Consider the following 16,233-nt stretch of genomic DNA (forward strand, 5'->3'; position numbering starts at 1 on the left):
TCTTAATTTCCAGATATGTTCTCTAAAAAAGCCAATGAAGTTTTCCAGAAAGTCATCAATGATTACCACATTATAAACACGGTAGATCAGGAATTTGATAATAAGTACGATCGCAATACGCATTTAATCGAGTATTTATTGTATCGCAAGAGCTGGATAGATACCGTACAATGGCATTATGAAGATATCATACGTGATCCCAATATTGATCCAGTAGCGGCACTTACATTGAAGCGGCAGATTGATGCCAGCAATCAGGATAGAACTGATATGGTGGAATATATCGATAGTTACTTTCTAGAAAAATATAAGGATGTGAACGTTAAGGACAACGCGACAATTAATACAGAAAGTCCAGCCTGGGTAGTCGATCGACTGTCTATTCTCGCACTTAAGGTATTCCACATGGAAGAGGAGGCAAGTCGTCAAGATGCTAGTGAATCTCACAAAGTTGCCTGTCAGAAAAAGCTAGATATCCTGCTGGAACAGCGCATTGATCTATCAACAGCACTTGATCAATTGTTAGAAGATATTTCTACAGGTGAAAAATACATGAAAGTCTACAAGCAGATGAAAATGTATAACGATGACGAGCTCAATCCAGTCTTGCGTTCCAGGAAATAAAATGCAACAGCCACAGCGAGTTTTAGTAATGCGTTTGAGTGCGATGGGTGATGTGGCGATGACCATACCGGTGTTGCTTGCATTGCGTAGAGTTTATTCGGATCTGGAAATAAGTTCGCTTTCGCGAAAGCGGTTTTTTCCCATCATCCAGCAAGTTCCTGGAATCTCTATCATCGAGGCAAAAGTTGACAAACAACATAAGGGAATATTGGGACTGCGTCGCTTAGCAATTGAAATCAGCAATAAGAAAATTGATGCCGTAGCAGATGTGCACAATGTATTGCGTACAAAAGTATTGAGAGCATTCTTGCCGGGCACTCGTAAAGCTGTGATAGATAAAGGGAGAAGAGAGAAAAAAAAACTCATCAACGACTCTGATTATTTTCAGCAACTTAAACTTACCACACAACGTTATGCTGACGTTTTTGAGCAATTAGGATTGCCTATCGAGCTCACTCCCGTAGATATATTGCCACGTCTCCCCATTCCTAAAAAAGTCCACAGCCTAGTAGGTGACCATCAACACCGGTGGATAGGAATTGCTCCTTTTGCAGCGCATAAATATAAATCTCTGACTCCTAAAAAAGCTAAAGCACTAGTTCAAGCTATTCTTGAGGTGGAGAATGTAAAGATTGTTCTCTTAGGCGGAGGATCAAAGGAAGCTAAGCAGCTGGAAATAGTTGCGGGTACTAGTTCTAATGTGTTCAATCTTGCTGGATTTATGAGTTTTGAAGAAGAACTTGCGATGATATCAAACCTTGATGCGATGATTTCCATGGATAGCGGCAACGGTCATTTAGCTGCAATGTATGGAGTTCCTGTAATTACGATCTGGGGCAATACACACCCTTTTGCTGGGTTTGTTCCTTTTTTACAGCCCGACGAAAATCAAATAATCGCCAGCCGTGAGCAGTTCCCGTTAATTCCAACTTCTATTTACGGGAATAAATGTCCAGAGGGATATGAGAAAGTTTTGGAAGCTATTGAATGTAATGCGGTAGTGGAGCGATTGCGGGTAATTTTAGAAGGGGCTTACTGACACAATTCGTCAGACCATTCTTGATGGCCACGGCCTTCCTTACATTGATAAGATTCTTTCAAACCCAAAATAGTTATTCTTCCATTACTTGAAAGATCATATTCTATCCAGATAGCGATGGCATCTAGTGAATCATCTTTAAGATTGTCTTGCTGGAAAAAAAAATAGTTGCTGCCCAACTCATTTGTAATGGCTTTAGTCTTGAACGCGTTCTCACTGTTACTCTCAGAATTTATAGGATAGTAAGCTCTCAAAGCATCTATTCCCGTTTTAACATCTTCTCGAGCATCGATTGTTTTCTGCAGATTTTTGTAATCGATATCCCTAAATTGATTCAATTCCATACCGTCTAAAAGGATAGCTGCGCTTTGGTCAGCGTTGATGCATGAATAAGTTTGAAAAATCAACGTGAGGATTAATAAAAGCTGAAATAGTTTATACATGATCAAAATATAGATGCTGTTCAAATTTAAAGCTCTATTGCTTGTAATACAATGGTACATCTGCCATAAACCCAAAGATTTAAAATATTTTTGAAACTAGACTGTTGTATCAATAGATGAGGTGGAAGCTACTTGTATTTTCTTTTTTTTGTAGCGGGATCATTGGTGCTCAAGATTTTGATGGCGTGGTGAAAAAGAGATTGGCAGTGCGTGATACTATTACCTATCACAACATAAGTACTAATCCCGGTTTTTTCCAGATCAAGGATAAAATGGGTAGGATTATTGACACTACCAGTTACAAAGTCGATTTCACCAATTCATGGCTCATTTTCAAAGAAAACGCCATCATAGTAACGGATAGTATAGATGTGAAATATCTGCCGTTAGACGATTTCTTAACGAAATCCTACCAACTCTACGATCCAGCGATTATTTTAGGAGACAACAGCCGGCAGGAACAACTGGTAGCCTTAAAGAAATCAAGCAACAAAACTAATTTCATTCCTTTTGATGGCTTGCAGGTTTCTGGTAGTATTACTCGTGGGATACGCGTGGGCAATAATCAAAATAGTGTAGTTGATTCTGAACTTGATTTGAGAATCACCGGAAAACTATCAGATAAAGTATCCTTACGTGCTTCTATTCAAGATGCCAATGTCCCGCAAACCCAAAATGGATATTCGCAACGGCTCGATGAATTCGATCAGATATTTATTGAACTTTTTAGTGAGGATTGGAGCATTAGAGCTGGTGATGTGGACTTATTACAAGAAGGATATCAATTCAATAATTTTACCAAGCGCGTTCAAGGAATCACTGGCAACATTAGGTTCAACGGCGATGAATCACAAGGATATGCCGGTGCAGCTGGTGCCTTAGTTCGTGGAACTTTTAATACCAGCCGATTTACAGGTCAAGAAGGAAATCAAGGTCCTTATAAATTGATAGGTCAGCAGGGCGAGTTGTTTATTTTGGTGATTTCTGGAAGTGAACGCGTTTATGTGAATGGTGTATTGCGTACTCGTGGAGAGAATGCAGATTACATCATTGATTACAATGCGGGAGATGTCAGGTTCAATCCTACATTTCCCATTACCAGTGAGATGCGTATCACTATAGAATATCAATATAGCGATCGCAACTTTACAAGATTCATAGGGTATACTAACGGCGGTTTTGAAAATAGCAATTTCAAAATCGATTCCTATATTTACACGGAAAGCGATGCCAAAAACCAACCGTTACAACAAGACTTAAACGAGGATCAAGTAGCTATTCTCGCAAATGCCGGTGATAATGCTGACCAATCCATAGCGCCAAGTGCCGTGCGTGCCGATTTCTCTGAAAACCGAATCCAATATATACGTCAGGTAATCAATGGGATTCCCAGATTTGTGTTTTCTCAAAACCCGCAGGCGGACTTATTTAATGTGCGGTTTAGTTTTGTGGGTGCTAACCAGGGAAACTACATGCTCGTCAATAATCAAGCGATCGCAAATATCTATGAATATCGAGATCCCGTCAACGGAATCCTGCAGGGTGATTATGAGCCTGTCGTACGTCTTTTTGCCCCAGAAATATTGACCATTGCCGGTATCAAAGCAAATTATCAGCCCACGAATTCCACTACTGTTTTTACAGAACTTGCTGCAAGTAACAACGACTTGAATCGGTTTTCAGACCTGGATGATGGAAATAATTCTGGAGTTGCGGCAAAGCTGGGTCTAGAGCAGCAGTTATTAAAAAAGGATGTAAATCAGCAGCTTAAAATCGCATTGAATACGGACTATATCCAGTCTAATTTTCGCAATGTGGAGCGGGTTTATAATATCGAATTTAACCGTGATTGGAATATTGATAGTACTTTAGGTGACCAGTTATTTACTACTGTTGCGACAGAATATGCTCGCGATTCCACTATTGCGGCAAGTTATTCCTTTCAGCATCTGGAGTTTGCAGATCGCTACAATGGCAATCGCCACAATATTGCTGGTAAATTGCAGGGTGACGGGTGGTTGTCCCGCTTTCGCGGAAGCGTGCTCTCCACAAATTCTACCACGCAACAATCTACGTTCAACAGGGCTAGTGCATCTGTAATTAAGAGATTTAATAAAAATTGGCTTGGTGCGCGATTGAATCTAGAGAGCAATGAGCAGCAAGATAAGGCGACGGGAACGCTCACGCCATTGTCGCAGCGTTTCACGGAATATGAGATTTATGCCGGTCGTGGTGATTCTACGGCAACCTTTGTTGAAATAGGATACCGTTACCGGGTTAATGATAGTTTAAGAGCTGGAGATTTACAGCGCGTCAACAATTCCAACACTTATTTTGTACGCTCCCAACCGATTAAGGACCAGCTTCAAAGCTTACAGGTTTTTGCAAATTATCGGGTGCTTTCCAGCGAGGATCCTAATGTTGAAAATGAAATATCGCTCAACAGCCGCCTGATTTATACGCGTAAGTTTTTTAACAATAAGGTGCTGTGGAATACAACATATGATACCAATAGCGGGACGATTCCCAGACAGGATTTTACCTATCTGGAAGTCAATCCCGGACAGGGAACATTTACATGGATCGATTATAACGGCGATGGTATCCAGGACCTGAACGAGTTTGAGGTGGCGCAATTTCAAGATCAGGCTCGCTACGTGCGGATTTTGTTGCCCAATCAGGTTTTTATTCCCATACATCAAAATAAGTTCAGCCAGACGATTACACTCAATCCTGTTTCATGGTCTGGAGAAGAAGGCTTTAAAAAATTAGCATCAAAGTTTTATAACCAGACAAGTTATCTGATCGACCGAAAGGTCATACGAGAAGGCGAGAAGTTTGATCTGAATCCGTTTGATGATAGAGGCGACCAGCTGGGCTTGAATTTGAGTTTTAGGAACAGTCTGTTTTTCAACCGTGGAAAGCAGCGCTACACGACCAATTATACTTATTTAAGTACCACCACAGAAAACCTTCAAAGTATAGGAAGCATCGAATCAGAACTGGAAAGTCACCAGATCAACTTCCTCCACAAAATAGCTGAAAGCTGGTTATTTACCTTTAATGGTCAAACAGGTTTTAACGCCAGCCGCAGCGAGAATTTTGCCAATAGGAATTTTAAGATCGACGAGAATTTACTGAAACCTCAGGTTTCTTATCTTTTCGGAGAGAGCAATCGGGTAGATTTGTTTTATGAATATCAGCAAAAGGACAACCAGATAAATGATGTGGCCACACTAGATCAGCAAAATCTAGGACTAGGATGGAGCTTCAACGATGGCCAGAAATATGCGGTCAATGGCGAGCTGCGTTATGTGAATAATGATTTTAAAGGACAGTCATTTTCACCGGTTGGTTTTCAAATGCTGGAAGGATTACAAGCTGGCAAGAATCTAACTTGGAATCTTTTATTACAAAAAAAGGTCACCAACTTTATTGATTTGAACTTGAGTTACAGCGGGAGAAATTCAGAAACTGCGAGTACCGTGCACACGGGAAGTGTGCAGTTGAAGGCATATTTTTAGGTTACAAGAGCAGTCACAGTTCTCAGATTTTCATAGAACTTCAAAACTTTAAAAGCTCCTTTCCTAAAAACAGGAAAGGTGGGCAAAGTGAGCTAACGCGAGCTTTGGTCGGATAGGTTGAAGGTTCACTGACCTCCGTTTGCAGTTCTAAACTAGAATCAGTTACAGTGAAAATTCAACCATTCCTGATTGCATCGCCGTACATGGCGAAGCTAATCTGCCCTCGCCTGTTTTTAGGCGAGGAGCCATTAACACTTTCAAATCTGAATTATTGAAAAAAGCGCCCTTCCTAAAAACAGGAAAGGGGAGAATCAAGAAGTGGCAATAACCGATTCTGAAACGGAAAGGTTGCAGGTGTCCAGAAAACAGTTTTAATTCAGAAAAAGGAATAAAGTTGGCCAAACTTCAACCACTCCTGATTGCATCGCCGTAAACGGCTTCAAAATCAAAGCTTTCTATTTTTTGGCTGGTGTCAGCAGGACAGCGGTAAAGAAACTCAGCGAGAGTTCTGGTTACTATTAATCACTGTGGTTATCAAAAGGGTGGGCTTAAGTCCACCCTTGTAAAACTAAATCTTCCGTAACCACTCGCTCATCGCAACTCGCTTCTCCAGATATACTTTCAAATCCTTGATAGCAATACGTTCTTGAGTCATCGTGTCGCGGTCTCTTACAGTAACTGCGTTGTCTTCTTTAGTGTCATGATCGATAGTTACACAATATGGAGTACCATTAGCATCCTGACGTCTGTAGCGGCGTCCTATCGCATCCTTCTCATCGTACTGAACTTTTAAAGACCACTTAAGATCATCTATAATGTCCTGTGCGATCTCTGGCAAACCGTCTTTCTTAAGCAATGGTAAAATTGCTGCTTTTACTGGTGCAAGTACAGCTGGAATTTTTAGCACGGTACGTTCAGAACCATCTTCAAGCGTTTCATCTACAAGCGATGTAGAGAAAATGGCGAGGAACATTCGGTCTAATCCTATGGAAGTCTCGATCACATAAGGGACGTAATTTTTATTTTCCTCGTGATCAAAGAACTGTAGCTTTTTACCACTGTGCTCCTCGTGAGCTTTTAGGTCAAAGTCTGTTCTTGAGTGAATTCCTTCCAATTCTTTAAAACCAAAAGGGAAGTCAAACTCAATATCAGTTGCAGCGTTTGCATAATGAGCCAGCTTCTCATGATCGTGGAAACGGTAATTTTCTGAGCCCAATCCTAGCGAACTATGCCACGCCATACGACGTTCTTTCCAGACCTCAAACCACTCCAGCTCCGTGCCTGGTTTGACAAAATATTGCATCTCCATCTGTTCAAACTCACGCTGGCGGAATATAAACTGACGCGCAACGATTTCATTTCTAAAAGCTTTTCCAGTCTGCGCAATCCCAAAAGGGATCTTCATACGACCAGATTTTTGAACGTTTGAGAAGTTAACAAATATCCCTTGTGCCGTTTCTGGGCGCAGGTATAAATCTGTAGCAGTATCTGCACTTGCACCTATTTTAGTGCCGAACATCAGGTTGAATTGACGCACGTCTGTCCAGTTTTTTGACCCTGTATCGGGATCTGCAATTTCTAGTTCTTCAATCAGGGCTTTTACACCGGCAAGATCTTCTGCCTCTAACAGTTTTGCTAGAAGTTCCACGGGTTCTTTAGATTGTTTCAAATAACCCATCACTCGCGGATTCGTCTCCCGATACATGGCAGCGTCAAAATCTTCACCGAAACGTTTAGCGGCTTTTTCAACTTCTTTATTGGCTTTCTGCAGGTATTTCTCACAGTAATCTTCTACAAGAACGTCAGCCCGGTAGCGCTTTTTTGAATCTTTATTATCAATCAAGGGATCATTAAAGGCATCAACGTGACCAGATGCTTTCCAAGTAGATGGGTGCATAAATATCGCAGCATCAAGCCCGACGATATCTTGATTAAGTTGCGTCATCGCCTGCCACCAGTACTCGCGTAAGTTTTTCTTGAGTTCTACACCGTTTTGACCATAGTCATAAACGGCCTGCAAGCCGTCATAAATTTCACTGGATTGAAATACATAACCGTACTCTTTCGCATGAGAGAGCACTTTCTTGAACTGATCTTGATCGTTATTTGCCATAACTGCAAAAATAAAAAAAGGCAGCCATGGAACGGCAGTTTTGTGGTTATTTCGCTTTCTTTTTGAACGGCACTCGTGAAAGCAAATTGAACGCGGAATATGCCTCAACCAAAAACCGCGACAAGGAAGGTTGAAAAACACTATTCTGAGTCTTGAGAAAGTATGAGTTAGCGATCAAGAATCTCCGCACGATTTAAAAATTCTCTATCAGGATATTTTTAAGTATAGGTCACTATTCACCGAAATTGATCAAAGAATTTCAAAGATGGAAGGAGCAATTATTAAAGTTTCACGGCAATAACACCGGTTATCATCACTTTAATTATTAGATGTTGTCAGAATGCTTAGCAATTGAATCTGGAGGAAATTTCAACTTCAATCAAGAATTTATCTAAAAACAACCTCGCTATTAGCAACACGTATAGAGTTGTTGAAAAGGTTAACGCGATAACCTCCTTTAATTATTTTTTCAACATCTGCATCTAGAAGTTCGCAAATGTCCAATTCTTTACCTTCATAATTAAATTGTACGATTTTAGAATAGGTAAGTGTCTGACTTTCAAAATTCACCGTTTTGGCAACTCCCATAACGTTGTTGTCAGGATTGATGACTTGCAAATAAAACGAATTGACACCCGTTTTTGCTAGTGCGTTTTCTGGGAGCGTAAAACAAACCTTGATATCATCCACACGGCTGGCGCGGTCATTTACAATTTGTCTTCCAGAACGACGCACGATGACTCCCTCCATTTTGAAATTAGTAGGCATGAGTGTAGCGGCACGGCTCACATTTTCAGTAAGTTTTACCACCGTTTCTTCCTTAAGTTCGCTTTTGATAATTTCTTCATTCAACGCTGCAAGAGTGCTGTCGTTAATGCGGACAAGATATTTATTGCTGGCTTCTAGTTTAGCGATTTTTTCAGAGAGCTTTAGACGATCGTCCTTGATTTTAGAAAGTTCCTTACGTAGCGTCGACATTACAGCAACACTTCCTTCCAGATTAATCACGCTATCTCGCAATTTTGTAATGCGATCTCTAGCCGTAATTAGATCATTGCTTAACATATTGCCTTTTTCAATCTCGACGGTATATTCTAGCGATATATTCTTGAGCTCTTCTTGAATGCGCTGTTTTTCTGTTGTAAGACTATCTTTTATATTTTCATTTTCCTGATAAGTAGTATACGACCAGTAGGCCAGCAGGATAAATAAAAGAATTAATACTCCGAAAATGATCTTGAGAAAACGATTGTCTTGACGCGTTGTCATAAGCTTAGTTATATTTAACTCACTAAACTATACAATTTTATGCATTTCTGGATCAGTGACTTTGTGAATTTGTTTTATCCAGAGACTTGTATAGGTTGTGAACACTCTTTACAAAACGGAGAGAAAATGCTCTGTGTTTCTTGTAGATCGCAATTGCCAGTTGCTTATCAAGATTTGAGGGATAATGACAAAATGATGGAATTGTTTTATGCGCGTGTGCCGCTAGAAAATGTCACGAGCCTACTCTATTATGAAAAAATAGGAACTGTTCAACATATGATCCATCAATTAAAATACCAGAAGCAAGAAGAAATAGGAACATTTTTAGGCGTCTGGATGGCGGCCTACATGGCAGCAGACACTCGTTTTGATGATGTAGATCTGGTCATTCCTGTTCCTGTTCATCCTAAAAGATTGCGTGAAAGAGGGTACAATCAGGTTACAAAATTTAGTCAATGTATTGCAGATGGGTTAAAAGTTCGCTTTCACGAAAGCGTGCTCGTTAAAAACCAAAATACAAAAAAACAAGCTCAGTTGAATCAACGACAGCGCAGTAATGAAACACAGCAAACGTACCAGATCACAGAAGAAATAGAACCTGGACAACATATATTGCTGGTGGATGATGTTGTTACAACCGGCACAACGCTGACTCTATGCGCGCGGGAATTGCTCAAAATTCCTCATACGCGCATTTCCATTGCAACAATGGGTATATCCGTTTAAAATATCTAGTAACTTGCGAGCGTTTTGAAAAATGTAAAAAAGAAATATTCTCTAATTATTATAGCCGTTGTAATTGCTCTGGCTCTGACTCAATGTGCTAAACGAGGCTCACCTACGGGTGGTCCAGTGGATGAAACACCACCAGAGATTCTGCGTGCATTTCCTGATAATTACAGCGTTAATTTTAAGAATCAAGAAATTGAAATTACGTTTGATGAGTATGTCAAACTCAAGGACCTGCAAAAACAACTGGTGATCTCACCACCACTTAAATATCGCCCTATAATCAAGCCTCAAGGTGGTGCTTCTAAAAAGTTGACGATAGAGATAACAGATACATTGCTGGACAACACGACTTATGTACTCAACTTTGGACAGAGTATTATTGATAATACGGAAGAAAATCCATATCCTTTTTTTAAGTATGTTTTTAGCACAGGCTCCTACATCGATTCTTTGAAAATTCAAGGTCGCGTGACAGATGCGCTCAAATTTAAAACAGATGATTTTATAAACGTGATGCTGTATGAGGTGAACGACTCTTATACAGATTCCATTATTTATAATGAGGTTCCCAGATACGTTGTGAATACGCTGGATAGCCTGACCACCTTTACCATGGAAAACTTGAAAGCTGGCCAGTACCGAATGGTAGCGCTCAAAGAAAAATCCAGTAACCTTAAATTTGATCCTAAAAGTGATAAATTAGGTTTCGTCAGCGAGGTTATTACCGTTCCAACTGATGAGGTTTTTGAGGTTAATTTATACGAACCAGAACAAAATCTAGAATTGCGCAGAGCCAGTCAGGTAGCACAATCGCGCATCCAGATAGGTTACGAGGGATTGTTAGATTCTGCAATGATATCGCCCGTGAATAAATCTTTGATAGCTGCTAGCCGTATTACCAAAGCGGATAAAAAAGACACTTTAAACTACTGGTACAAGCCAGTTTTAGAGCAAGATAGTTTAGAACTTGTAGTAGCTCTTAAAGAATTTAAAAGGACAGTTACAGCGAGGCTCAAGGAACAAGAAAAAGACAGTCTGATAGTTTCTAAATACGGTCAGTTTAGCTTAAGAAATCCTATTCAGTTTACAGCTACAACGCCTATTGTAAAATTGAGTCCGCTACAAATGCGACTGATAGACAAGGATTCTGTTTCTCAAGATTTTGCTGTGAAGCTGGATTCCCTCAACAATATATGGAGTTATGAATTTAATGTACAGCCAGAAAACAAGTATAGCCTACAGTCGCTTCCCGGCGCTGTAACTGATTTCTATGGGGCTACTAACGACACCATTACTAGTGTTTTTACCACCAAAGCCTCTTCAGACTTAGGAAATATTCCCATCAATTTGAGTGGAGGGACAGCGTTTCCTATTATCGTACAAATTGTAACCGAGAACCTAGAAGTAACCGGCGAAATTATAGTAAGAGATAACAAGTCTGTAACCTTTGATTATTTACCACCCAATAAGTATTACATACGCGTGATTTATGACGCAAATGATAATGGTAGGTTTGACCCTGGAAACTTCCTTGAAAACAGACAGCCTGAAAAAGTGGTGTATTTCCCAGATTTGATCGCGTTACAAGCCAACTGGGATTACGTCACAAATATCATTCTAGAGTAAACGCATCGCGATCCTCTAGGAACCTTAGTTTGTTGCGCGTGGAGTGAATATGCTCTTTATCGAGTTCTATGGTTTGAACACCTTCTTTTTCCCATGGATGTTCCATTAATTCATGACCCAACACATTGTAAATCTGTGAATGTCCATTGTAATCCATTCCAGTACCGTCTGTTCCCACACGATTAACACCTATGGAATAAGCCATATTTTCTATCGCCCGAGCTTTCAATAGCGCATCCCAAGCATTGACACGTGTCACTGGCCAGTTTGCTACATAAAGCACCACATCATAATCCTGTGTATTTCTTGAGTACACGGGAAACCTAAGGTCATAACAAATCTGCAGATTGAAATTCCAATCCTTATAAGTAGCTATTACAGGTTTCTCGCCCGCATCATAGACCTTATGTTCTCCTGCCAGCGTGAAAGTATGACGCTTGTCATAGATGGTAAAGTTGCCGTCAGGTTTCATAAAAATGCCACGATTGCAGTGACTGCCAGAATCCTTTAAAAACATCACGCTGCCATAGATCGCAAAATCACCGGCCATGGCATGATCCTTCATCCAGTCATAAATAGAATAAGAGGACGCAATATCTTGCGGATTCATAGAAAAACCGGTGGTAAACATTTCAGGTAAAACAACAAGATTAGTCTTGCCATACAGCGCTTCTAATTTTTTGTCAAAAGCATGCATGTTTTTAAGTGGTTCTTCCCAAATGAGCTCGGTCTGGATAAGGGAAACTTTGAGTTTTTGTGACATGGGGTTTTATATTTCGTTTAAAATGTTAGCAGCAGCGACGATTTCTTCATCAGTTTTGGCAAAGCAGAACCGCAGCATTTTGGGATCGCGGCCTTCCATAAAGACACTTATGGGAATGGAAGCAATTTTGTGATTGACGGTTAACGCTTTCGCGAAAGCGTAATCACCCTCATCTGTAATGTTAGAATAGTCGAGCAGCTGGAAATAGGTACTTTCTGATGGTGTGAATTTGAACATACTGTCCTTGATGAGGTTGAGAAAAAGATCCCGCTTGCGCTGATAGAATTTGCCGAGATCTGTATAATGCTCTGGCGTTTGCAAATAGGTTGCAATGGCTTTTTGAATGGGATGATTCACACAGAAAACCACGTTTTGGTGGACTTTCAGAAACTCCTTTATCAGCCTAGGTGGCGCTAGGCAAAAGCCCGTTTTCCAGCCTGTCACATGAAAAGTCTTACCAAAACTTCCCATCACAAAACTGCGCTCTTTCAATGCTGGATAGCGACTCGCGCTCAAATGTTCACGACGGTCAAAGACCATGTGCTCGTAAACCTCGTCGCTCAAGACGATCAGATTGTTTTCAACCGCAATCTTTTCTAATTGCAGCATGTCCTCATGGGTCAGTAATTTGCCGCTGGGATTGTGCGGAGAGTTGATGAGGATCATTTTGGTATTTGAGTTCACGCTAGACCTTACCTGATCCCAATCAATCGTAAAATCTGGAAGTCGCATCGCAATACGCACAGGAATACCGCCAGCAACCTTTATCGCAGGCTCGTAACAATCGTAAGCAGGCGTGAAAAGAATTACTTCATCACCTTTAAAGATAGTGGCTTGGATCGCCGTAAAAATTCCTTGGGTCGCGCCAGCGACAACATAAACTTCTGTATCAGGATCGTAAAATGCATTGTGCTGCGATTCAAACATCTTGCTGATTGCAATCCGCAAGGCCGGCAAACCAGCCATGGGTGCGTATTGATTATGGTCTTCCAGAATGGCTTGGGATGCTAGCTGTTTCAGTTCTTCACTCGCAGTAAAGCTGGGAAATCCCTGCGAGAGATTAAGTGCGCCATGCTGTGCGGCAAGCTGGGACATCTCAGAAAAGATGGAGATTGAGGTGTTTGGGAGTTTTGATTGGAGCATAGTTCTAAAAATACAAGATTCTTACCCATTCACCCGATCAAAAAATGCTTTCTTATAGGAGCTAATCAGCTGTCATAACTAATATTTAAAATCTATATTATAGAACCGGTATTCCTAAATCTACTAAAAAATTGAAAGTTCCATCATAAAAAACTTTCGGTCTGGTATGATCAATTGGGTCACCTTCCGGCAAGTATATTACAACTCCTTGTCTCGCTCTAGTTAAGAGTACTCTGTATGTGTTCTTCAAATATTCTTTATCGATTTCTTTGTTGATATTTTGCCATTTAGTGCCCTTGAAACTTTGATACTTCCATGCTTCGTGATCTATGTGAAAATTCGCACCCCACGCAACTAGAGCCCAATCAATTTCTAATCCTTGGATATCAAACTCTGTTGCAACGTCCTCTAAAAAATAGGAAGATCTTATATCTTTTTTGTCATTCAAAAACCAGTTAGAGGCAGAAATTTCGTTTTTGACATCGATGCCTAACGGTCTTAACCTTCTGGCTCCTGATGATGCAATGATTCCAATTCTCTCACTTCCTTTAACCTTATTTCTCAACCAGGTTTTAGCTTTTTCCAGATCGCGAGTGATCACAATCGGATAGACACTTTTAATTTCTTGAAAAATACAGTTAGCTTTTTCCTTATTTAATTCCAGTAATTCATGAATAAAGCTAGATAGATTTTCAGTTCTAAACGATCTAATTGAAATGGCTAGGTGTAATTCTAACTCGCTATTACCGTTATTCTTGAGCCAATCTCTGGTGAGGGCTTTTTTTAAATAATTAGTGCTATTTAGAATGGACTCAGAGTAATGGACATTCCAATCTAGAAAATGATTTTTCAGGGAGTTGATCCATTCCTTGAGACCAGCTTCCCCTGTATTAATCTCTTGGCCTCCACCTATCAAACAAACGATAGTACACCAGTCGGAATGTCTATTCATAACGTCTATCAAAAACTCTGGTTCTGACATGTCAAAATCCTCAATTCCTTTTTTTCTTTTCATGAAGGAACTTACCTGTTTGTTATCCCAGGCCCGTTGAGCTTCATCAAAAACGACTACTTTTTCTATAGGCGCATGATTGGATTGCAAGTTATCATCTCTGAAATGATGAATGTTTTGTATGAAAGTATTAGCTTTTATTGCAGCTTGTTTTTTAGTTACCTTTTCATTTTTTTCTCTTGCTGTGACTACCTTATCTCTAGTTAATGCTTCCCTAAGAACTGCAACCAATGGACCATTACCGGACAAAAAAACTGCATGCTCATCTTCATCAACTTTCATTCTTTCTACTGCAATATTAAGTCCTGCTAATGTTTTTCCAGCGCCAGGTACACCGGTGATAAAGCATATAGACTTTTTCGCTTGCTCTTTAGAATCTCTGATTATCGAATTAATACATTGAGTGGTTTTGGATAAGTTTATCGCACCTGAATCTGAACGCGTGATTTCTGATACATCATGGCCTTTATAAAGTGCTTTGGCAGCTTCTACTATAGTAGGAGTAGGTTTGTAAATAGAATTTTCCCAACGATCGATATCTATCGGGTTTTGATCGTAATTGATATAGTTCAAAACCAGCTTAGATAAGTTGGTTGGATTGGTTTTCAAAACATCGAGATAGTTTATGACATCTGTTTTTAACACATTTATCGGACTGGCATTGGTGGAGACTAAAACAGGTATTAATTTTATATGGTGGCTACCTTCATGAAAGTTTTTTAAATCAATAGTATAATCAATAGTTTGCTCGACAGCATTCTTTGAATAATTGGAGTCACCCACTTTGAATTCTATAATAAAAGCAATATTGTGAATAATAATGATGTTATCCACCCGTTTTCCCATTCTGGGAATGGCAAATTCAAAGTACACCTCGCCTTTGATGCCTTTTAATTGATCCTTTAGAATAAGGATCTGTTTTTTCCAAGCATTAATTTGAAGCTCTTCAAGGGTTCTGTTGCTATGGTTCGATGTTAGTTCTCCTAAAATGCTGGATTCTGGATCTTCTAAAAATGCATTAATTGAATTTGAATAGTAGGCTCTTTTCATATTTCAATTTAATTTATCAAACGAATATATAAGATTGATGATTCATAAGCTTCTTAATTTATGTTTCCATCAAAAAAAATTCCTGTTATCTAAAGATAACAGGAATTTATTAAAAAGTTTAATTGGAAGCTATTACCCTACAACTTCCGCTTTCAGGTACTCGCGGTTCATACGAGCGATATTCTCAAGTTTAATTCCTTTAGGACACTCAACCATACAAGCTCCAGTGTTTGAACAGTTACCAAATCCTTCTTCATCCATCTGACGAACCATCGCTTCCACACGTTCTGTAGCTTCAAGTTCTCCTTGTGGCAATAAAGCAAACTGAGAGATTTTTGCACTGGTAAACAGCATAGCACTTGCATTTTTACAAGCAGCAACACATGCGCCACAACCTATACAAGTCGCAGACCAAAATGCTTCATCAGCTTTTGATTTTTCTATAGGAATAGAGTTGGCATCCTGAGTATTTCCTGATGTATTTACAGAAATATACCCACCAGCTTGCTGAATTCTATCAAAAGCAGAGCGATCAACAATCAAGTCCTTTATGACTGGAAACGCTTTAGCTCTCCAGGGTTCAATAGTTATCGTATCTCCATCACTAAATTTACGCATGTGCAATTGACAAGTAGTAGTCAGCTTTTGAGGTCCATGAGGTTCTCCATTGATCATCATGTTACAGGAACCACAGATTCCCTCACGACAGTCATGGTCAAATTCAACGGGAATATCCCCTTCATTGATCAATTTCTCGTTCAAGATATCCATCATTTCAAGAAAAGACATGTCGCCATCAACGCCATCCAGTGGATAATCCACTAATTTACCTTTTACTTTAGGCCCTTCTTGTCTCCAGATTTTTAGATTCAGTTTCATGTTATAATGTATTAAA

Annotated in this window: 12 protein-coding genes; 5 read left to right on the forward strand and 7 right to left on the reverse strand. The window is 39.8% G+C overall.

The genetic code is table 11. The annotated features are described in order from the left end of the window. Positions 1–15 precede the first annotated feature (15 nt). Together IQ282_RS09515 and IQ282_RS09520 are read left to right on the forward strand one after the other, a co-directional pair. Positions 16–624 carry a DUF4254 domain-containing protein gene (locus IQ282_RS09515; protein ID WP_194851627.1) on the forward strand — a complete coding sequence of 203 codons (609 nt, stop codon included), beginning with the start codon at positions 16–18 and terminating at the stop codon, positions 622–624. Beyond that, on the forward strand, positions 587–1,663 hold the full coding sequence (locus IQ282_RS09520; protein ID WP_228547283.1) for a glycosyltransferase family 9 protein: 1,077 nt from the start codon (positions 587–589) through the stop codon (positions 1,661–1,663). The genes IQ282_RS09515 and IQ282_RS09520 overlap by 38 nt, the downstream gene beginning before the upstream one ends. On the opposite strand, the gene IQ282_RS09525 is transcribed toward IQ282_RS09520, so the two are convergent. Further along, positions 1,657–2,106 (reverse strand): hypothetical protein, encoded by a 450-nt coding sequence (locus IQ282_RS09525; protein ID WP_194851628.1) that lies wholly within the window; start codon positions 2,104–2,106, stop codon positions 1,657–1,659. The two genes, IQ282_RS09520 and IQ282_RS09525, sit on opposite strands and share 7 nt — an antisense overlap. 116 nt (positions 2,107–2,222) lie before the next feature. Here IQ282_RS09525 and IQ282_RS09530 point away from each other — a divergent pair, with 116 nt between their 5' ends. Continuing rightward, a complete protein-coding gene (locus tag IQ282_RS09530; protein WP_194851629.1) occupies positions 2,223–5,630 on the forward strand; it encodes a hypothetical protein in 3,408 nt (1,135 codons plus the stop codon). Positions 5,631–6,198: 568 nt separating this feature from the next. On the opposite strand, the gene IQ282_RS09535 is transcribed toward IQ282_RS09530, so the two are convergent. Together IQ282_RS09535 and IQ282_RS09540 are read right to left on the reverse strand one after the other, a co-directional pair. After that, positions 6,199–7,743, reverse strand: coding sequence for a glycine--tRNA ligase (locus IQ282_RS09535; protein WP_194851630.1), 1,545 nt, complete (start codon positions 7,741–7,743; stop codon positions 6,199–6,201). A 387-nt stretch (positions 7,744–8,130) separates the two neighbouring features. Then, the gene (locus IQ282_RS09540; RefSeq protein WP_194851631.1) at positions 8,131–9,012 is read right to left on the reverse strand and encodes a hypothetical protein; all 882 of its coding nucleotides are present in this window, start codon (positions 9,010–9,012) and stop codon (positions 8,131–8,133) included. Positions 9,013–9,051: 39 nt separating this feature from the next. Here IQ282_RS09540 and IQ282_RS09545 point away from each other — a divergent pair, with 39 nt between their 5' ends. Together IQ282_RS09545 and IQ282_RS09550 are read left to right on the forward strand one after the other, a co-directional pair. Continuing rightward, positions 9,052–9,738: a ComF family protein gene (locus tag IQ282_RS09545; protein WP_194851632.1), complete on the forward strand. Its 687-nt coding sequence runs from the start codon at positions 9,052–9,054 to the stop codon at positions 9,736–9,738. Between the two features lie 24 nt (positions 9,739–9,762). Beyond that, positions 9,763–11,370: an Ig-like domain-containing protein gene (locus IQ282_RS09550; protein WP_228547284.1), complete on the forward strand. Its 1,608-nt coding sequence runs from the start codon at positions 9,763–9,765 to the stop codon at positions 11,368–11,370. Here the strand turns inward: IQ282_RS09550 and IQ282_RS09555 are convergent. From IQ282_RS09555 to IQ282_RS09570, 4 genes are all read right to left on the reverse strand, one after another. Then, entirely contained in the window at positions 11,357–12,133 is a 777-nt protein-coding gene (locus tag IQ282_RS09555; protein ID WP_194851633.1) for a nitrilase family protein, read from the reverse strand. The two genes, IQ282_RS09550 and IQ282_RS09555, sit on opposite strands and share 14 nt — an antisense overlap. Positions 12,134–12,139: 6 nt before the next feature. Beyond that, entirely contained in the window at positions 12,140–13,276 is a 1,137-nt protein-coding gene (locus IQ282_RS09560; RefSeq protein WP_194851634.1) for a methionine aminotransferase, read from the reverse strand. A 97-nt stretch (positions 13,277–13,373) separates the two neighbouring features. Continuing rightward, complete coding sequence (locus IQ282_RS09565) at positions 13,374–15,338, reverse strand: DUF2075 domain-containing protein (RefSeq protein ID WP_194851635.1); 1,965 nt, start codon at positions 15,336–15,338, stop codon at positions 13,374–13,376. Positions 15,339–15,470: 132 nt separating this feature from the next. Beyond that, positions 15,471–16,217 (reverse strand): succinate dehydrogenase/fumarate reductase iron-sulfur subunit, encoded by a 747-nt coding sequence (locus tag IQ282_RS09570; RefSeq protein ID WP_194851636.1) that lies wholly within the window; start codon positions 16,215–16,217, stop codon positions 15,471–15,473. Positions 16,218–16,233: the final 16 nt, after the last annotated feature.

The organism is Nonlabens antarcticus, from assembly GCF_015356755.1.
Taxonomy (GTDB): Bacteria; Bacteroidota; Bacteroidia; order Flavobacteriales; family Flavobacteriaceae; genus Nonlabens; species Nonlabens antarcticus.